The following is a 17,707-nucleotide window of genomic DNA, read 5'->3' on the forward strand; positions in this document are numbered from 1 at the left end:
GGGATCAACCCTCCTGCGTCAGTTCACGGAGCGTCGCGACCAGGGTGCGACGCGTCAGCGGAATCTTGAAGTCGTTCGAGCCATAGCCCCTGGCGTCCGCCAGCAGCGCGTCGGCGGCGGCGTGGAACGCGGCGTCGCTCGGCTCCTGTCCAACCAGCGCGGCCTCCACCGCCTCGTCGCGCCACGGCATCGGACCGAGCCCGCCAAAGGCGAGGCGCGCCGAGGCGATCTTGCCACCCTCGACCGCGACGATCCCGGCGACCGAGACCAGCGCAAAGGCATAGGACGCCCGGTCGCGCACCTTGCGATAGGTCTGGCGACCTGCGGGCGCGGGGGGCAACTCGACATGGGTGATCAGTTCGCCTGGCTCCAGCACATTCTCGATCTCGGGCGTGGCTCCCGGCAGGCAAAAAAAGTCGCCGATCGCGATCCGGCGGCGGTCGCCGTCGGGCTTTTGCGTGACGATCACCGCCTCCAGTGCGCGCATGGCGACGGCCATGTCGCTGGGGTGCGTCGCGATGCACTGGTCCGAGGTGCCGAGGATCGCCAGGATGCGGTTCTCGCCGCCGATCGCCGAACAGCCGCTGCCGGGCTCGCGCTTGTTACACGGGGTGGCGGGGTCGTAGAAATAATAGCAGCGCGTCCGCTGGAGCAGGTTGCCCCCGGTCGACGCCTTGTTGCGCAATTGCCCCGAAGCCCCGGCCAGCAAGGCGCGCGACAGTACGGGATAGCGCTCGATCACGCGGGGGTCGGCGGCAAGGTCGCTATTAGGCACCAGCGCACCGATGGTCAGGCCGCCATCCTCGCGCTCCTCGATCTCAGTCAGGGCCAGGCGGCTGATGTCGACCAACGTCTCGGGCGTCTCGACCTGCAATTTCATCAGGTCGAGCAGATTGGTGCCGCCCGCGATGAAGCGCGCGCCGGGCACCGCCCCGTCGCGGGTAGCGGTCGCGACCGAGTCGGCGCGGGCATAGTCGAACAGCTTCATGCCGCGACCTCCTTACCCACGTCCTCGTTGGGATTGCGGTCGCCCAGGCCCGCCACGTCGCGGATCGCATCGACGATATTGGGATAGGCGGCACAGCGGCACAAATTGCCGCTCATCCGCTCGGAGATTTCCTCCACCGTCAGCTCGGCCGCGCCCAAATCTTCGGTGACATAGCTGGGCCAACCCTTCTTCACCTCGTCCATCATGCCGACCGCCGAGCAAATCTGGCCCGGCGTGCAATAGCCGCACTGGAATCCGTCATGCCGCACGAACGCATCCTGCAAGGGATGGAGATTGCCCGGCTGGCCCAGTCCCTCGATGGTGGTGATCTCGTCATCCTGATGCATCACCGCCAGCGTCAGGCAGCTGTTCACGCGGCGTCCGTTGACCAGCATCGTGCACGCGCCGCACTGGCCATGGTCGCAGCCCTTTTTCGAGCCGGTCAGGCCCAGATGCTCGCGACACAGGTCGAGGAGGGAGGTTCGGACATCGACCTCGATGTCATGCGATTGACCATTGATTGTGAAATGCACGGGCGCATCCCCTTTGGGATTAGGAATGGATGAACAAACGCCATGATTTCCCTGCGTTTCCCGTTGCGAACCACTCTCATTGCCGCCGCGCTCGTCATGGGGCAGGGTGAGGCCATGTCCGCCGACGCCCCCAAGCCGCTTTCCTCGCCTCCCCTTTCGTCCCCGATCGTCATCGCGCATCGCGGGGCCAGTGGGGAGCGCCCCGAACATACGCTGGCCGCTTATGATCTTGCGATCGGCGAAGGCGCGGACGTGATCGAGCCCGATCTGGTGCCCACCAAGGACGGCCATCTCGTCGCGCGGCACGAGAACGAGATTTCGGGCACGACCGATGTCGCCGCCCACCCGGAGTTCGCCGATCGCAAGACGACCAAGACGATCGACGGGCAGGCCGAGACCGGCTGGTTCACCGAGGACTTCACGCTCGCCGAGTTGAAGACGCTCCGCGCTCGCGAACGCCTGCCGCAATTGCGCTCGACCGCCTATGATGGGCAGTTCAAGATCCCGACGCTGGAGGAGATCATCGCGCTGGCGAAGACCCGGTCGAGGGAGACCGGTCGCACCATCGCCATCTATCCCGAAACCAAGCATCCGACCTATTTCGCCGGAATCGGCAAGGGCACCGACGCCCCGCTAATTGCCGCGCTGGACAAGGCGGGCTGGAAGATGGCCGATGCGCCGGTCTTCATCCAGTCGTTCGAGGTGAACAACCTCAAGCACCTCAAGACCATGACCGGCATCCGCCTGATCCAGCTGGTTTCGGGCGAGGGCGGTCCGGCGGACAATGCCGCGCCCAGCTATGCCGCGATGATGACGCCCGAGGGCATGAAGCAGGTCGCGACCTATGCCTGGGGGATCGGGCCGGACAAGGCGATGCTGTGGAACGGCGATGCGCCTTCGTCCCTGGTGGCTGACGCCCATGCGGCGGGCCTTCGTGTCCACCCCTGGACCTATCGCGCGGAAAACCAGTTCGTGCGGGCTGGCTTTCGCAAGGGCGCCGATCCCAAGGCGCATGGCGATGTCGCGGGCGAAATTCGCGCCGCGCTGGGCCAGGGCATCGACGGTTTCTTCACCGATTTCCCGCAAATCGGGGTAGAAACGCGCAACGCTTATCTGCGCGCCCGCTGAAAGATACCAAGACCATGCGTAACCTCGTCCTGAAACTCGCCGTCCTGACCCTGCCGCTGGCCACCGGAGGCTGCGTCAAGACGGTCGCCAGCGTGGTGAAGGCCCCCTTCCAGGCGGCGGGGCAGGTGGTCGACTGGACGACGACGAGCCAGGACGAGGCCGACCGCAATTACGGCCGCAAGATGCGCAAGAAGGAAGCGCGCGAAGGCCGCGAACGCCGCGAATATGAGAAGCAGTGCCGCAAGCACCCGGAGCAGTGCCAGCAGGGTCAGCAGGGCTATGACGGCTACCGTGCCGCCAACGATTGATCGCTGACGGGCGGCGGCCATCCGGCGAGGATGGTCGCCACCGCCGCCAGCACCTGCGGCCGGTGCTGAACCCATAAATGGCTGGACGTGACCTCGACCGCCGGGGTCGTATCGTCGCGGCAGATCGTGCCTGCGACCAGCCCGTCGTTCCGGCTCCAGATCGCGGCGGAAGGGCAGGGCAGCGGACCCGCAATCGTCGCCGAGCGCGCGATCACCGCCGGGTCATCCACCCGCTCGCCGGTCAGCCGCTCGAACGCCCGCCAGACATTGGTCGCGCGGGGTGGCCCGGCATAGGGCGAGGCGATGGTGACGACGCCCGCGACCAGATCGGGGCGGGCTTGCGCCGCCATCCGCGCCATGATCCCGCCCAGGCTGATACCGATCAGCGTCACCGGCCCCTGATCGGATAATGACTCGATGCGGGCGATCAGTCGCTCGGCCTCCGCCCCGACGCTGCGCACCCCACGGTTGCGACCCAGCCCCCAGCCATGAACGCGGTAGCCCTTGGCGACCAGGTAGCGGCGCAGCACGATATTCGATCCATCGGTGTTGAACAGGCCCGGCAGCACCATCACCGTCCGCCCGTCTCCCTCCGGCGCGGCAGTCAGCGAGGCGCGGTGCCGCCACCAGGTCGCGCCCATCCACAGCGCGCGCGGCAATTCGGCGGCCCAGAGCGTCTTGGACGGCGGCGGGATCACAGCCACCACGTCACCGTCCAGGGAAAGGGCGTCCACCACCCCATCCGCACCCCCGCCGCCGCCAGTGCATCGCCGGTCCAGCTGTTGCAGGTATGGACGGCGCTGTAGCGCCCGCTCGCCTCATAAAAGGCGTCATACACATCATAGCCGCCATAATGCGCGCCACCGCGCCGCCAACTCGCCTGGATGAAGGCGATCAGGTGGCGATAGGCCTCGGGCGACAGGCGGATCGCCCGCACATCGTCGCCATTCGCATGGGGCAGCGGCAGATGGTCGACATGGATCAGTGTCCGGTCGCTGCCCAGCGCGGCGTGCAGGATCGTGCCCGGCTTCACGTCACGCCAGTGCGGCGTTTCGCGAAAGAAGCCCGCCTCGCCCCAGCCGATGGCGAGGAAGGGAAAACCGGCATAGCGCGGGTCGCGCAGGTCCTGCGGCCTTGCCCAGTCGCGCCAGTCCATCCCCGCCGCCTGTTTGGGTACGATGATCGCGGTGTGGATCGCGCTCGACTCGACGAAGATGGTGACGGCATCCGCGCCCGCCTTCGGCATCGGCGCGGTCGTCCGCGGGATCGCCCCCAGCGCCAGCCCCATGCCCAGATAGGCCAGCAGGATCAGGCCGATAGCGGCCAGCGCCCCCCTTGCAACGCGCCCCAGCCGTCGCCACGATATGGTTTCATTTGTCACCATCATCATGATAGGCTCCGCGAATGGCACAGGATACCCATGTTCTCGCCGCCCCGCCCGAGGGAGCCTCCGCCGACTGGACCATCCCGCAGGGGTGGGAGCATTACACCGCAGAGGAACATGCGACCTGGGACACGCTGTTCGCGCGCCAGTCCAGGCTGCTGCCGGGCCGTGCGTCGGAGGCCTATCTGCGCGGGCTCGACGTGCTCAAGCTGTCGCGGCCGGGCATTCCCGATTTCGAGGAACTGTCCGAACGGCTGATGAAGCTCACCGGGTGGCAGGTCGTGGCGGTGCCGGGGCTTGTGCCCGACGACGTGTTCTTCGACCATATGGCCAATCGCCGTTTCGTCGCGGGCAATTTCATCCGGCGGCCCGACCAGCTCGATTATCTGCAAGAGCCGGACGTCTTTCATGACGTTTTCGGGCATGTGCCGATGCTCGCCGATCCGGTCTTCGCCGATTATCTGGCCGCCTATGGGCGGGGCGGGCAGCGGGCGCTGGGCATGGATGCGCTGAAATATCTGGGGCGGCTCTATTGGTACACCGTCGAGTTCGGGCTGGTGCGCGAGGATGGCGACCTGCGAATCTATGGCGCGGGGATCGTGTCGAGCTATTCGGAAAGCCGCTTCGCGCTGGAGGACCCGAGTCCGAACCGGATCGGCTTCGACCTCGCCCGCGTCATGCGGACGGAATATCGGATCGACGATTTCCAGCAGAATTATTTCGTGATCCCGAGTTACGAGGAATTGCTGCGCACGACGCTGGAGACGGACTTCGCGCCGCTTTATGAGGCAATCAAGGCGTTGCCCGATATTCCCGTGGCGGCGATCGTCGACGGGGACGAGGTGATGACGCGGGGGACGCAGGATTATGCCCGGGCGAAGGGCGGATAGGGATTCCCTTGGGCTTCGACTTCGCTCAGCCTGAACGGGGGTAGGAAAAGCGGCTAGATACAAACTTCCGTTCAGCCTGAGCGAAGTCGAAGGCCACGCCCGGACCTTCGGAACCTTATCCCGCAACTCCGGTTCGCCATGTCATGCATGACCAGCCCAACAGAGCGGTGAAATACCCGTTGCTCGCCCAGCCCCATGTCCAGCTTTACGGCACGGTGGACGAGGTGATGTATGCCGGTTTCAAGGACCAGCTTGCCGCCGCGCCGACCGAGGGCCCGCTGGTCGTGTCGATCACCACGCTGGGTGGCGACCCGGAAATGGCGCGGGCCATGGGCGACTCGATCCGGCTGCTGCGCGACTATACCGGGCGCGAGACGCTGTTCCTGGGTAAGGTCGCGGTCTATTCGGCGGGGGCTACCTTCATGTCGGCCTTTCCGGTCGAGACGCGGTTCCTGACGCGCGGCACCCGGCTGATGCTGCACGAACGGCAAATGTCGGGTTCGATCGACCTGACCGGCCCGCTCACCAGCCTGCCCGCGATCCTGAAGGCCAAGCTGCATGAGATCGAGCAGTCGGTCCTGATCCAGGAAGAGGGCTTCCGCGCCATCGTCAACGGTTCGCAGGTGTCGTTCGAGACGTTGCGGGAAAAGGCGACCAGCAATTGGTATATCGACGCCGAGGAAGCGCGCGACCTGGGGCTGGTCCTTGATGTGATCTGACTCCGCGCCTAAATCGCGCGAAGACATTTGCGACAACCGGCCCTGTCATGTATCGGCTCTGCTAATCCTTTGCCGGTCCCGGGACCGGCCCATCCAGCGGGTTAGAGACCATGGCCGAATTTGCCCTGCCGAAGAACAGCGTCATCAAGAAGGGCGAAACGCACCAGGCGACCACCGGCGGCCGCCTGAAAAAGTTCAAGGTCTATCGCTACGACCCCGATTCGGGTCAGAACCCGCGCTACGACACGTTCGAGGTCGATCTGGACGAGTGCGGCCCGATGGTGCTCGACGCGCTGATCAAGATGAAGGCCGAGCAGGACAGCTCGCTGACTTTCCGTCGTTCGTGCCGCGAGGGCATTTGCGGGTCGTGCGCGATGAACATCGACGGGCGCAACGGCCTGGCCTGCACCACCGCGATCGAGGATGTGAAGGGCACGGTCCAGATCACGCCCTTGCCGCATATGGACGTGGTCAAGGATCTGGTTCCCGACTTCACGCATTTTTATGCGCAATATGCCTCGATCAAGCCGTGGCTGCAGACCGTGTCGCCCGCCCCCTCGGGCAAGGAGCGGCTCCAGTCGCCGGACGACCGCGCCAAGCTCGACGGTTTGTACGAGTGCATCCTGTGCGCCTGCTGCTCGACGTCGTGCCCCAGCTATTGGTGGAATAGCGACAAGTTCCTTGGCCCGGCGATCCTGCTCCAGGCCTATCGCTGGCTGGCTGACAGCCGCGACGAGATGACCGGCGAGCGTCTGGACGAGCTGGAGGATCCCTTCCGCCTGTATCGCTGCCACACGATCATGAACTGCGCGAATGTCTGCCCCAAGGGTCTGAACCCGGCCAAGGCGATCGCCGAGATCAAGAAGATGGAAGCCGAGCGGGTCATCTGATCCGGTTGCTTTCGATGAAAACGGAAAGGGGGGTCGGAGACGGCCCCCTTTTTCAATTCTATCTGGTCCGCCAAACACCCTCACCCTTCCGGCGCTGACGCGCCTCTCTCCCTCTCCCGATGGGAGAGGGAAGGGGCCCGCCCGCTGCAAGCGGGTGGGAAGGGTGAGGGTGGAGAGGGGTTGACGCCAGCCACCCCAGGGCAGACATCGCCCCCAACATGCCCGACATCCTCAACGCCTATCATCGCCTGGTCTCCGCCGAAGAGCTTCGCCCCGATCCCGAACAGGCGGCCGCCGCCGCCCGGCTCGAAGCCCTTGCGACCGAATTGGAAACCCCGCGCAAGACCGGGCTGTTTGCCCGCCTGACCGGCAAGGGGGCGCCTGTCCCGAAGGGCGTCTATCTCTGGGGGGATGTCGGGCGCGGCAAGTCGATGCTGATGGACCTCTTCTTCGACCATGTCGCGGTCGAGGCCAAGCGCCGCGTCCATTTCGCCGAGTTCATGCTGGAGGTGCATGCCCGCATCGCCACCGAACGCGCCAAGCAGGCGGGCGACCCGATCGCCCCCGTCGCTGCAGCCCTTGCCGAGGAAGTCCGGCTGCTGGCGTTCGACGAGATGATGGTGACGAACAGCCCGGACGCGATGATCCTGTCGCGGCTGTTCACCGCGCTGATCGAGGCGGGGGTGACGATCGTCACCACCTCCAACCGGCCGCCCAGGGATCTCTATAAGAACGGGCTCAACCGCGAGCATTTCCTGCCCTTCATCGCGCTGATCGAGGCGCGGCTGGACGTGCTGGCGCTGAACGGCCCGACCGACTATCGGCGCGACCGGCTGGGGCGGCTGGACACGTGGTTGGTGCCCAATGGCCCCAAGGCGACGATTACCTTGTCGGCGGCGTTCTTCCGCCTGACCGACTATCCGGTCGAGGATGCCGCGCATGTGCCCTCTGAGGACCTGAAGGTGGGCGGGCGCGTGCTGCATGTCCCCAAGGCGCTGAAGGGCGTCGCGGTCTTCTCGTTCAAGCGGCTGTGCGGCGAGGCGCGGGGGGCGGCGGACTATCTGGCGGTCGCGCGGCGCTTCCACACCGTCATCCTGGTCGGCATCCCCAAGCTGGGGCCGGAGAACCGCAACGAGGCGGCGCGCTTCGTCCAGCTGATCGACGCGCTCTACGAACATAAGGTCAAGCTGCTCGCCGCAGCCGATGCCCAGCCCGCCGAACTCTATGAAACCGGCGACGGCCGGTTCGAGTTTGAGCGCACGATCAGCCGGTTGGAAGAGATGCGCTCCGAGGATTATCTGGCCCAAGGCCATGGCTCGGAGGGGCCTTGATCAGGCCTTAATGCACTTGCGAACCATTATCGTTTAAAATCTTAAACTCTGTGGAATAACGGTTGCCCCGACGCCGCAATAGGCGTAGGCCGCGTGACCAATCACGTACGTCCACTACGGAGTAGGATTGGAATGGCTCGCAAGAAGATCGCGCTGATCGGCGCCGGTAATATCGGCGGCACGCTGGCGCACCTCGCCGCGCTCAAGGGGCTGGGCGATATCGTCCTGTTCGACGTCGTCGAGGGTGTTCCCCAGGGCAAGGCGCTCGACCTGTCGCAGTGCGGCCCGGTCGAAGGCTTCGACGCGAATATCAAGGGTTCCAACGACTACGCCGATATCGCGGGCGCCGATGTGATCATCGTCACCGCCGGTGTCGCACGCAAGCCCGGCATGAGCCGTGACGACCTGCTCGGCATCAACCTGAAGGTGATGAAGGCGGTCGGCGAGGGCATCCGCGACAACGCGCCCGACGCCTTCGTGATCTGCATCACCAACCCGCTCGACGCGATGGTCTGGGCGCTGCGCGAATTCTCGGGTCTGCCGGCGAACAAGGTCGTCGGCATGGCGGGCGTGCTCGACTCGGCGCGCTTCTCGCACTTCCTCGCCGAGGAGTTCGGCGTGTCGGTGAAGGACGTGAACACCTTCGTGCTCGGCGGCCACGGCGACACCATGGTCCCGGTCCTGGAATATTCGACCGTCAGCGGCATCCCGGTCAGCGACCTGATCGAGATGGGCTTCTCGACCAAGGAAAAGGTCGACGAGATCATCAAGCGCACCCGCGGCGGCGGCGGCGAGATCGTCGCGCTGCTCAAGACCGGCTCGGCCTATTATGCGCCCGCCACCAGCGGCATCGCGATGGCCGAGGCGTATCTGTACGACCAGAAGCGCATCCTGCCTGCCGCGGCTCACCTGTCGGGTGAGTATGGCATCGACAACCTCTATGTCGGCGTCCCCGTCGTGATCGGCGCGAACGGCGTCGAGAAGGTCGTCGAGGTCAAGCTGTCGGACGAGGCGAAGGCCAACCTTCAGGTCTCGGTCGACGCGGTCAAGGAACTGCTCGTCGCCTGCAAGGGTATCGACGAGTCGCTGGCCTGATCCATTCCATTGTGCCCCGGCGGAGGCCGGGGCCCAGTTGGGAAGGCATTCGAGATGGAGCGACCGGGCTATGTCTATATCATGGCCAGCGATCGCAACGGGACGCTCTATCTCGGTGTGACCAGCAACCTCGCCCGGCGCGTGCTTCAGCATCGCGACGGGGTGGTCGCCGGGTTCACGCGAAAGCATCGCTGTCATCGCCTCGTCTGGTTCGAGGCGCATGAGAGCATCGAATCAGCACGGCAGCGCGAGCTGCGGATGAAGGAATGGAAGCGGGCCTGGAAGTTGCGGGAAATCGAAGGGCTCAATCCCGACTGGGATGATCTTTACGACCGGATCGCACTGCCATGACCGTTTCCCCCACTGGGCCCCGGCCTTCGCCGGGGAACAAGAGGAAGAGAAGTTAGATGAGCATCCTCGTCAACAAGAACACCAAGGTCATCACCCAGGGCATGACGGGTGAAACCGGCACGTTCCACACCCAGCAGGCGCTGGCGTACGGCACGCAGATGGTCGGCGGCGTGACGCCGGGCAAGGGCGGCACTGAGCATATCGGCCTGCCGGTCTTCAACACCGTCGCCGAAGCCAAGTCAAAGACGGGCGCCGACGCGTCGGTCATCTATGTGCCGCCGCCCTTCGCGGCCGACTCGATCCTGGAAGCGATCGACGCGGAAATCCCGCTGATCGTCGCCATCACCGAGGGCATTCCGGTCCTCGACATGGTCAAGGTGAAGCGCGCTTTGTCGGGTTCGAAGTCGCGCCTGATCGGTCCGAACTGCCCGGGCGTGCTGACGCCGGGCGAGTGCAAGATCGGCATCATGCCGGGTTCGATCTTCAAGAAGGGCTCGGTCGGCGTCGTGTCGCGCTCGGGCACGCTGACCTATGAGGCGGTGTTCCAGACCTCGAACGCTGGCCTAGGCCAGACGACCGCGGTCGGCATCGGCGGCGACCCCGTCAATGGCACCAACTTCATCGACGTGCTGGAGCTGTTCCTGGCCGATGACGAGACCCAGTCGATCATCATGATCGGCGAGATCGGCGGCTCGGCGGAAGAAGAAGCCGCGCAGTTCCTGCGTGACGAAGCCAAGCGCGGCCGTTCGAAGCCGATGGCCGGCTTCATCGCGGGCCGCACCGCGCCTCCGGGCCGTCGCATGGGCCATGCCGGTGCGATCGTGTCGGGCGGCCAGGGCGGCGCCGAGGACAAGATCGCGGCGATGGAAGCGGCCGGGATCAAGGTCGCGGCCAGCCCGTCGGAGCTCGGCTCGACGCTGCTGTCGGTGCTGAACAAGTAAGGCGTATCGCGTCACCCCGGCACAACCGCCGGGGTCCGTGGCGGCAGGCGGGCCGCTCGCGGCTGCGGACCCCAGGCGGATGTGCCGGGGTGGCGATCATGAAGAAGACGGGCGGTCGAGGAAGCGTCTCATGGGCTACGAAGGCCAGGAATTCAGCGACATCGCGGCGGGCGTCAGCCCCGCCTTCATCGAAACGCTCTACGCCAAGTATCAGGCCGACCAGTCGTCGGTCGATGCGGGCTGGCGGACCTTCTTCGAGGGTCTGGAGCAGGGCGTGGGCGCCCCCAGCTGGCAGAACAAGCGCTGGCCGCTGACCTCGACCGACGATCTGACGGCGGGTCTCGACCCGACCCAGATGGAACCGGCCCCCAAGCCCGCCAAGGGTGGGAAGCCCGCTCCGGCAGCCGCCGCCGCGGCCCCCTCGACTGCCGACATCGTCAAGGCGGCGGGTGACGCGATCCGCGCCCAGCTGCTGATTCGCACCTATCGCGTGCGCGGCCACCTTGCGGCGAATCTCGACCCGCTGGGCCTGTCGGGCCTGCGCGAGCTGCCGGAAGATCTGAAGACCGAATATCACGGCTTCACCGACGCCGATATCGATCGCAAGGTCTATCTCGGTGGTACGATGGGCTTCGAATGGGCGACCGTTCGCGAGCTGGTCGACACGCTGCGCAAGAATTACTGCGGCAATATCGGCCTCGAATATATGCACATCGCGGACGTGGAGGAGCGCCGCTTCCTCCAGGACCGGATGGAAGGTCAGGACAAGGCGATCGACTTCACCGTCGATGGCAAGAAGGCGATCCTGAACAAGGTCATAGAGGCCGAGCAGTGGGAAAAGTTCCTCGGTAAGAAGTATGTCGGCACCAAGCGCTTCGGCCTGGACGGCGGCGAGTCGATGATCCCCGCGCTCGAATCGGTCATTAAATATGGTGGCCAGATGGGCGTGCGCGAGATCGTGTTCGGCATGGCGCATCGCGGCCGTCTGAACGTGCTGGCCAATGTCATGGCCAAGCCGCTGCGCGTGATCTTCCACGAATTCGCCGGCGGTTCGGCCAACCCGGATGATATCGGCGGTTCGGGCGACGTGAAGTATCACCTGGGCACCTCGACCGACCGCGAGTTCGACGGCCACAAGGTCCATATGTCGCTGGTCGCCAACCCCTCGCACCTCGAGGCGGTGAACCCGGTCGTGCTGGGCAAGACCCGCGCGATCCAGACGATCGCCGACGACCTGACCGATCACTCGGCGTCGGTGCCGGTGCTCATCCATGGCGACGCCGCCTTTGCGGGCCAGGGCATCGTCTGGGAGTGCCTCGGCTTCTCCGGCATCCGTGGCTACAACACCGGCGGCTGCGTCCACTTCATCATCAACAACCAGGTGGGCTTCACTACCTCGCCGCAGTTCGCGCGCTCCTCGCCCTATCCGTCGGATGTGGCCAAGGGCGTCCAGGCGCCGGTCTTCCACGTCAATGGCGACGATCCCGAGGCGGTGACCTTCGCCACCAAGATGGCGATCGAGTTCCGCCAGAAGTTCCACCGCGACATCGTGATCGACATGTGGTGCTATCGCCGCTTCGGTCACAACGAAGGCGACGAGCCGGGCTTCACCCAGCCGCTGATGTACAACAAGATCCGCTCGCACCCCGGTGTCGCCGAGACTTATGCGAAGCGTCTTGTCGCCGAGGGTGTGGTCGATCAGGCCTGGGTCGACGAGAATATCAAGCAGTACACCACGCGCTGCGAAGGCGAGTTCGAGGCGGGTCAGAGCTATAAGCCCAACAAGGCCGACTGGTTCGCCGGTCGCTGGTCGGGCCTGTCGGCACCGAAGGAAACCGACCAGGGTCGCCGCAACGTGGAGACCGGTCTCGACAAGAAGCTGTTCGACGCGATCGGCCGCACGCTGACCACGATCCCCGAGGGGCTTCAGGTCCACAAGACGCTGAACCGCGTGCTCGACGCCAAGCGCCAGATGTTCGCCACCGGCGAGAATTTCGACTGGGCGACCGGCGAGGCCTTGGCCTTCGGTTCGCTGCTGTCGGAAGGTTACGGCGTCCGCCTGTCGGGCCAGGATTCGGGTCGCGGCACCTTCTCGCAGCGTCACGCGGTCTGGGTCGACCAGACCGACGAGCACAAGTATGTGCCGCTGAAGACAGTCGAGCATGGCAGCTTCGAAGTACTGGACAGCCCGCTGTCCGAATATGGCGTGCTTGGTTTCGAGTATGGCTATGCGCTGGCCGACCCGAAGACGCTGGTCATGTGGGAGGCGCAGTTCGGCGACTTCGTCAACGGCGCGCAGATCATGATCGACCAGTTCATCACGTCGGGCGAGTCCAAGTGGCTGCGTGCTAACGGCCTGGTGATGCTGCTGCCGCACGGCTATGAAGGTCAGGGTCCGGAGCACTCCTCGGCCCGTCCCGAGCGCTTCCTCCAGTCTTGCGCCAACGACAATATCCAGGTTGCGAACTGCACCACCCCGGCCAACTATTTCCACCTGTTGCGCCGCCAGATGCACCGCAATTTCCGTAAGCCCCTGATCGTGATGACGCCCAAGTCGCTGCTGCGTCACAAGCTGGCGGTGTCGAAGGCCGAGGACTTCCAGGGCGAGAGCCACTTCCGTCGCCTGCTGTCGGACACCAATGGTGCCGCCGACGAGGCCACGACGCGGCTGGTCCTGTGCACCGGCAAGGTCGCCTATGATCTGATCGAGGCACGCGACGCGGCGGGCGACACCACGACCCAGATCGTGCGCGTCGAGCAGCTGTATCCGTTCCCGAGCGACGCGCTCGCCAAGCGGATCGCGCGCATGCCGAACCTGCAGGACGTGGTCTGGGCGCAGGAAGAGCCGAAGAACAACGGTTACTGGTTCTTCGTCGAGCCGCTGATCGAGGAGTCGCTGGCGGCTGCCGGTGCGAGCGTGAAGCGGGCGCGTTATGCGGGTCGTGCGGCGGCGGCTTCGCCCGCCACCGGCCTGATGAAGCGCCACACCGCCGAGCAGGGCGCGCTGGTCGCCGATGCGCTGGGCCATAATGTCCGCGAGGAAATCCGCCGGACGCGCGCCGAGGGCAGCAACACCACCGCCAAGCCGACCACGGCGGCTGTGGACTGACTTACCGAGTTCCCCGGTTCGTGACCGAGCCGGGGAGGGATGAAATCTGGCGCGGGCGTCTTGCCCGCCCGCGTAAGAGCCCCGGTCGATGGACCGGGCGGAGGAAATGGAAATGGCGACTGAAGTTCTGGTCCCGGTACTGGGCGAATCGATCTCCGAAGCGACGCTGGGCGAATGGCTGAAGCAGCCGGGTGACGCGGTGGCGGTCGACGAGCCGATCGCGAGCCTGGAGACCGACAAGGTCTCGGTCGAAGTGCCCTCGCCGGTGGCGGGTGTCATGGGCGAGCATGCCGTGAAGGTCGGCGACACGGTGCAGGTCGGCGCGCTGCTGGCGACCGTCGAGGCCGGTGGTTCGGCTCCGGCCAAGACCGAAGCTGCGACCCCGGCCGTGACCGCAGCCCCGGCGGCGGCTCCGGCTGCCGCCGCTGCGCCTGCCGCTGACGAGTCGAGCGACTCGCCCGCCGCGCTGTCGCCGTCCGTGCGTCGTGCGGTGCTCGAGCATGGCCTCGACCCCGCAACGATCAAGGGCACCGGCAAGGACGGCCGCATCACCAAGGAAGATGTCGCCGCCGCCGCCGCCAACAAGTCGAGCGCACCGGCGCCTGCCGCCGCTGCTCCGGCCGCTGCCCCCGCCGGTTCGGCGCGCAAGGAAGAGCGCGTGAAGATGACGCGCCTGCGTCAGACGATCGCCAAGCGCCTGAAGGAAGCGCAGAACACCGCCGCGATGCTGACGACGTTCAACGACGTCGACATGACCGCGGTGATCGAGGCGCGCGCCAAGTATAAGGACCTGTTCGAAAAGAAGCACGGCGTCCGCCTGGGCTTCATGGGCTTCTTCGTGAAGGCCGCGACCATGGCGCTGAAGGACATTCCGTCGGTCAACGCTTCGATCGAGGGCGATGAGATCGTCTATCACGATTATGCCGACATCTCGGTCGCCGTCTCGGCCCCTAACGGCTTGGTCGTGCCGGTCATCCGCGATGCACAGGACCTGACGGTCGCGGGCATCGAAAAGACGATCGGCGACTTCGGCAAGCGCGCCAAGGACGGCACGCTCAAGATGGACGAGATGAAGGGCGGCACCTTCACCATCTCGAACGGCGGTGTGTTCGGCTCGCTGATGTCGACCCCGATCATCAACCCGCCCCAGTCGGCGGTGCTGGGCCTCCACCGTATCGAGGAGCGTCCGGTCGTCGTCGACGGCCAGATCGTCATCCGCCCGATGATGTACCTGGCGCTGTCCTATGACCACCGCATCATCGACGGTCGCGAGGCGGTGACCTTCCTCGTCGCGCTGAAGAACGCGATCCAGGATCCGACCCGCATCCTGATCGACCTCTGATTGCTTTGTGATCTATACGGGCCCTCGAACGGTCGAGGGTCCGTCCTTGCTGTGACAGGCGGGTGCGCCCGCAGGCTGGACCCCGAGAGCCGGGGAACGGGAGAGACAAATGGCTGAGTATGACTATGACGTCCTGGTGATCGGCGCTGGCCCCGGCGGCTATGTCGCGGCGATCCGCGCGGCGCAGCTGGGCCTGAAGACCGCATGCGCCGAAGCGCGCGAGACGCTGGGCGGCACCTGCCTCAATGTCGGCTGCATCCCGTCCAAGGCGCTGCTCCACGCGTCCGAGCTGTTCGAGGAAGCATCGCACGGTGCCCTCGCCAAGTTCGGTGTCGAGATCGAGGGCGCCAAGCTCAACCTCGACCAGATGCACGCCGAAAAGGCCAAGGCGGTCGGCGAGCTGACCGGCGGCATCGAATATCTGTTCAAGAAGAACAAGGTCACCTGGCTGAAGGGCAAGGCCGCGTTCCAGGATTCGAGCACGGTCAAGGTCGGCGACCAGACCGTCACCGCGCGCGACATCGTGATCGCGACCGGCTCGGTCGTGACCCCGCTGTCGGGCGTCGCAATCGACCAGAAGGTCGTGGTCGACTCGACCGGCGCGCTGGCGCTGCCCAAGGTGCCGGAGCATCTCGTCGTCATCGGCGGCGGCGTGATCGGGCTGGAGCTGGGCTCGGTCTGGCGTCGTCTGGGGGCCAAGGTCACGGTGGTCGAATATCTCGACCAAATCCTGCCCGGCTTCGATGGCGAGGTCCGCAAGGAATCGGCCAAGCTGTTCAAGAAGCAGGGCATGGAGCTGAAGACCTCGACCAAGGTGACCGGCGTCACCGTCGAGGGCGACCGCGCGACCGTGTCGGTCGAACCGGCGGCTGGCGGTGCGGCGGAAACGCTGTCGGCCGACGCCGTGCTGGTCGCGATCGGCCGCAAGCCCAACACCGACGGGCTGAACCTGGAAGCCGCCGGCGTGAAGCTGAACGGCCGTGGCCAGGTCGAGATCGACCATGACTTCGCGACCAATGTCGACGGCGTCTGGGCGATCGGCGACGTGGCACCGGGCCTGATGCTCGCGCACAAGGCCGAGGACGAAGGCGTCGCGGTGGCCGAGAATATCGCGGGCCAGACCGGCATCGTGAACCACGACGTCATCCCCAGCGTCGTTTACACCATGCCCGAGATCGCCGGTGTCGGCCTGTCGGAAGAAGCCGCCAAGGAGCGTGGCGAGGTCAAGGTCGGCAAGTTCCCCTTCATGGCGAACAGCCGCGCCAAGACCAACCGCGACACCGACGGCTTCGTGAAGGTCATCGCCGACGCCAAGACCGACCGTGTGCTGGGCGTGTGGATCATCTCGTCGCTCGCGGGCACGATGATCGCGCAGGCCGCGCAGGCGATGGAATTCGGCGCGACGTCGGAAGACATCGCCTATACCTGCCACGCCCACCCGACCCATGCCGAGGCGCTCAAGGAAGCCGCCATGGCGGTGCAGGGCAAGCCGATCCACATCTGATCGGGCTTTACCGGATCAACGAGGGGGGCGGGCATCGCGAGGTGCTCGCCCCTTTTGTTATGGGGGAAGCGCAAGATCGGTCGAGCGCCGGTGGTTGGGTAGCGTCTAACTGGACCGGCCACGGAGGACAGGATGATGACGGCGGCGCTTTGCCACTATCAGGGCCGGATGCAGCGGGTGCTGGATCATATCGATCGGCATCTCGACGATGACCTTGACCTGGATACGCTCAGCGGCGTCGCGGCCTTCTCGAAATATCATTTCCACCGGCAGTTCGCGGCGACCTTCGGGCTCACGGTGCATCGCTATGTCCAACTCGCCCGGATGAAACGGGCATCCTATCGGCTGGTTTATCGGGATGCGCAAAGCGTGACGGAAATCGCGATGGATGCCGGTTACGAAGCGCCCGATGCCTTTGCCCGGGCCTTTCGGCAAAGGTTCGGGCAATCGCCGTCATCCTTCCGGACAGCGCCCGACTGGGCGCCGTGGCTCGTGGCCTTCGGGCCTCTCGGCAAAGCGAGAAGCACGTACATGCAGAACGCCTATACCCCTGACGATGTGATGATCCGCGAGGTGAGTCCGACCCCGGTGGCTATCATGGAGCATCACGGCGATCCGGCAACGATCGGTGCGACCGTCCAGCGCTTCATTGCCTGGCGCAAGGCGGCGGGCCTGTCGCCGAAGGTTAGTGCAACCTTCAATATCTTCCACTCCGACCCGCGCACCACGCCTCCTGCTGAATACCGCATGGACCTGTGCGTCGGCACCGATCGCCCGATCGATCTCCGAGGGGAGCAGATCGAAACCGGCACCATTCCCGGTGGCCGTTGCGCGGTTCTGCGCGTCGTCGGCCATACCGATAACCTCGAGCCCGCCGCACTCTATCTCTACCGCGAATGGCTACCGGCCAGCGGTGAGGAGGTGCGCGACTTCCCGCTCTATTGCCAGCGTCTCAGTCTGTTCCCCGAGGTTCCGGAGCATGAGGCAGTGGCGGAGCTGTTCCTGCCGCTGAAATAGGGGGCCGCCACCGTCCTCCCGTACCACGCCCACGGGGGCCGGTTGCGGATCGATGACGTGACATACTGGCGTTGACCAAATTGCATGCGGGCGTTCGCCGGGATCGTATCGCGAGTTTTTGCGAGGATGCCCCATACCAAAAGGGGCGGCAGGCACTCACCGTGCCGCCGCCCCCAT

At 65.5% G+C, this 17,707-nt stretch carries 17 protein-coding genes; 13 read left to right on the forward strand and 4 right to left on the reverse strand.

Features of this window, described 5'->3' with window-relative positions; genetic code table 11:
• Nucleotides 1–4: 4 nt before the first annotated feature.
• Both ASF14_RS15545 and ASF14_RS15550 read right to left on the reverse strand, forming a co-directional pair.
• Complete coding sequence (locus ASF14_RS15545) at nucleotides 5–988, reverse strand: FAD binding domain-containing protein (protein ID WP_056436969.1); 984 nt, start codon at nucleotides 986–988, stop codon at nucleotides 5–7.
• A complete protein-coding gene (locus tag ASF14_RS15550) occupies nucleotides 985–1,521 on the reverse strand; it encodes a 2Fe-2S iron-sulfur cluster-binding protein (RefSeq protein ID WP_082442285.1) in 537 nt (178 codons plus the stop codon). The genes ASF14_RS15545 and ASF14_RS15550 overlap by 4 nt, the downstream gene beginning before the upstream one ends.
• Before the next feature lie 114 nt (nucleotides 1,522–1,635).
• Between ASF14_RS15550 and ASF14_RS15555 the strand changes: the two genes are divergently transcribed.
• Both ASF14_RS15555 and ASF14_RS15560 read left to right on the forward strand, forming a co-directional pair.
• A complete protein-coding gene (locus ASF14_RS15555) occupies nucleotides 1,636–2,649 on the forward strand; it encodes a glycerophosphodiester phosphodiesterase (protein WP_056437219.1) in 1,014 nt (337 codons plus the stop codon).
• Between the two features lie 14 nt (nucleotides 2,650–2,663).
• The gene (locus ASF14_RS15560) at nucleotides 2,664–2,957 is read left to right on the forward strand and encodes a hypothetical protein (protein WP_056436970.1); all 294 of its coding nucleotides are present in this window, start codon (nucleotides 2,664–2,666) and stop codon (nucleotides 2,955–2,957) included.
• Here ASF14_RS15560 and ASF14_RS15565 read toward each other — a convergent pair.
• Nucleotides 2,936–3,691 carry an esterase/lipase family protein gene (locus tag ASF14_RS15565; protein WP_236697095.1) on the reverse strand — a complete coding sequence of 252 codons (756 nt, stop codon included), beginning with the start codon at nucleotides 3,689–3,691 and terminating at the stop codon, nucleotides 2,936–2,938. The two genes, ASF14_RS15560 and ASF14_RS15565, sit on opposite strands and share 22 nt — an antisense overlap.
• On the reverse strand, nucleotides 3,652–4,347 hold the full coding sequence (locus ASF14_RS15570; RefSeq protein ID WP_056436979.1) for a TIGR02117 family protein: 696 nt from the start codon (nucleotides 4,345–4,347) through the stop codon (nucleotides 3,652–3,654). Before ASF14_RS15570 ends, ASF14_RS15565 begins: the two co-directional genes overlap by 40 nt.
• Before the next feature lie 14 nt (nucleotides 4,348–4,361).
• On the opposite strand from ASF14_RS15570, the gene phhA reads away from it, so the two are divergent.
• From phhA to ASF14_RS15625, 11 genes are all read left to right on the forward strand, one after another.
• Complete coding sequence (phhA, locus tag ASF14_RS15575; protein ID WP_056436981.1) at nucleotides 4,362–5,231, forward strand: phenylalanine 4-monooxygenase; 870 nt, start codon at nucleotides 4,362–4,364, stop codon at nucleotides 5,229–5,231.
• Nucleotides 5,232–5,374: 143 nt separating this feature from the next.
• The gene (locus ASF14_RS15580; protein ID WP_056436990.1) at nucleotides 5,375–5,950 is read left to right on the forward strand and encodes an ATP-dependent Clp protease proteolytic subunit; all 576 of its coding nucleotides are present in this window, start codon (nucleotides 5,375–5,377) and stop codon (nucleotides 5,948–5,950) included.
• A gap of 110 nt (nucleotides 5,951–6,060) precedes the next feature.
• Entirely contained in the window at nucleotides 6,061–6,840 is a 780-nt protein-coding gene (locus ASF14_RS15585) for a succinate dehydrogenase iron-sulfur subunit (RefSeq protein ID WP_042484025.1), read from the forward strand.
• A gap of 218 nt (nucleotides 6,841–7,058) precedes the next feature.
• Nucleotides 7,059–8,171: a cell division protein ZapE gene (zapE, locus tag ASF14_RS15590; RefSeq protein WP_056436993.1), complete on the forward strand. Its 1,113-nt coding sequence runs from the start codon at nucleotides 7,059–7,061 to the stop codon at nucleotides 8,169–8,171.
• A 132-nt stretch (nucleotides 8,172–8,303) separates the two neighbouring features.
• On the forward strand, nucleotides 8,304–9,266 hold the full coding sequence (gene mdh / locus ASF14_RS15595; RefSeq protein ID WP_056436995.1) for a malate dehydrogenase: 963 nt from the start codon (nucleotides 8,304–8,306) through the stop codon (nucleotides 9,264–9,266).
• Between the two features lie 54 nt (nucleotides 9,267–9,320).
• Nucleotides 9,321–9,617 (forward strand): GIY-YIG nuclease family protein, encoded by a 297-nt coding sequence (locus ASF14_RS15600; RefSeq protein WP_056436998.1) that lies wholly within the window; start codon nucleotides 9,321–9,323, stop codon nucleotides 9,615–9,617.
• Between the two features lie 56 nt (nucleotides 9,618–9,673).
• Nucleotides 9,674–10,558: a succinate--CoA ligase subunit alpha gene (gene sucD, locus ASF14_RS15605; RefSeq protein ID WP_042484035.1), complete on the forward strand. Its 885-nt coding sequence runs from the start codon at nucleotides 9,674–9,676 to the stop codon at nucleotides 10,556–10,558.
• A gap of 130 nt (nucleotides 10,559–10,688) precedes the next feature.
• Nucleotides 10,689–13,667 carry a 2-oxoglutarate dehydrogenase E1 component gene (locus ASF14_RS15610; protein WP_056437002.1) on the forward strand — a complete coding sequence of 993 codons (2,979 nt, stop codon included), beginning with the start codon at nucleotides 10,689–10,691 and terminating at the stop codon, nucleotides 13,665–13,667.
• A 112-nt stretch (nucleotides 13,668–13,779) separates the two neighbouring features.
• Nucleotides 13,780–15,009, forward strand: a complete 1,230-nt coding sequence (gene odhB, locus ASF14_RS15615) for a 2-oxoglutarate dehydrogenase complex dihydrolipoyllysine-residue succinyltransferase (RefSeq protein WP_056437226.1) — start codon at nucleotides 13,780–13,782, stop codon at nucleotides 15,007–15,009.
• 109 nt (nucleotides 15,010–15,118) lie between these two features.
• Nucleotides 15,119–16,513, forward strand: a complete 1,395-nt coding sequence (gene lpdA, locus ASF14_RS15620; protein ID WP_056437006.1) for a dihydrolipoyl dehydrogenase — start codon at nucleotides 15,119–15,121, stop codon at nucleotides 16,511–16,513.
• Between the two features lie 132 nt (nucleotides 16,514–16,645).
• On the forward strand, nucleotides 16,646–17,530 hold the full coding sequence (locus ASF14_RS15625) for an AraC family transcriptional regulator (protein ID WP_236697096.1): 885 nt from the start codon (nucleotides 16,646–16,648) through the stop codon (nucleotides 17,528–17,530).
• The last annotated feature ends 177 nt before the right edge of the window (nucleotides 17,531–17,707 follow it).

The sequence above is a fragment of the Sphingomonas sp. Leaf257 genome (genome assembly GCF_001422185.1).
GTDB classification, from domain to species: Bacteria; Pseudomonadota; Alphaproteobacteria; order Sphingomonadales; family Sphingomonadaceae; genus Sphingomonas; species Sphingomonas yabuuchiae.

What these genes read in the sequence shown, in the direction of transcription:
- ASF14_RS15545 (WP_056436969.1), bottom strand. Translation starts at nt 988, where the DNA reads ATGAAGCTGTTCGACTATGCCCGCGCCGACTCGGTCGCGACCGCTACC.
- ASF14_RS15555 (WP_056437219.1), top strand. Translation starts at nt 1,636, where the DNA reads ATGTCCGCCGACGCCCCCAAGCCGCTTTCCTCGCCTCCCCTTTCGTCC.
- ASF14_RS15560 (WP_056436970.1), top strand. Translation starts at nt 2,664, where the DNA reads ATGCGTAACCTCGTCCTGAAACTCGCCGTCCTGACCCTGCCGCTGGCC.
- ASF14_RS15570 (WP_056436979.1), bottom strand. Translation starts at nt 4,347, where the DNA reads ATGATGATGGTGACAAATGAAACCATATCGTGGCGACGGCTGGGGCGC.
- phhA (WP_056436981.1), top strand. Translation starts at nt 4,362, where the DNA reads ATGGCACAGGATACCCATGTTCTCGCCGCCCCGCCCGAGGGAGCCTCC.
- ASF14_RS15580 (WP_056436990.1), top strand. Translation starts at nt 5,375, where the DNA reads ATGCATGACCAGCCCAACAGAGCGGTGAAATACCCGTTGCTCGCCCAG.
- ASF14_RS15585 (WP_042484025.1), top strand. Translation starts at nt 6,061, where the DNA reads ATGGCCGAATTTGCCCTGCCGAAGAACAGCGTCATCAAGAAGGGCGAA.
- zapE (WP_056436993.1), top strand. Translation starts at nt 7,059, where the DNA reads ATGCCCGACATCCTCAACGCCTATCATCGCCTGGTCTCCGCCGAAGAG.
- mdh (WP_056436995.1), top strand. Translation starts at nt 8,304, where the DNA reads ATGGCTCGCAAGAAGATCGCGCTGATCGGCGCCGGTAATATCGGCGGC.
- ASF14_RS15600 (WP_056436998.1), top strand. Translation starts at nt 9,321, where the DNA reads ATGGAGCGACCGGGCTATGTCTATATCATGGCCAGCGATCGCAACGGG.
- sucD (WP_042484035.1), top strand. Translation starts at nt 9,674, where the DNA reads ATGAGCATCCTCGTCAACAAGAACACCAAGGTCATCACCCAGGGCATG.
- ASF14_RS15610 (WP_056437002.1), top strand. Translation starts at nt 10,689, where the DNA reads ATGGGCTACGAAGGCCAGGAATTCAGCGACATCGCGGCGGGCGTCAGC.
- odhB (WP_056437226.1), top strand. Translation starts at nt 13,780, where the DNA reads ATGGCGACTGAAGTTCTGGTCCCGGTACTGGGCGAATCGATCTCCGAA.
- lpdA (WP_056437006.1), top strand. Translation starts at nt 15,119, where the DNA reads ATGGCTGAGTATGACTATGACGTCCTGGTGATCGGCGCTGGCCCCGGC.
- ASF14_RS15625 (WP_236697096.1), top strand. Translation starts at nt 16,646, where the DNA reads ATGATGACGGCGGCGCTTTGCCACTATCAGGGCCGGATGCAGCGGGTG.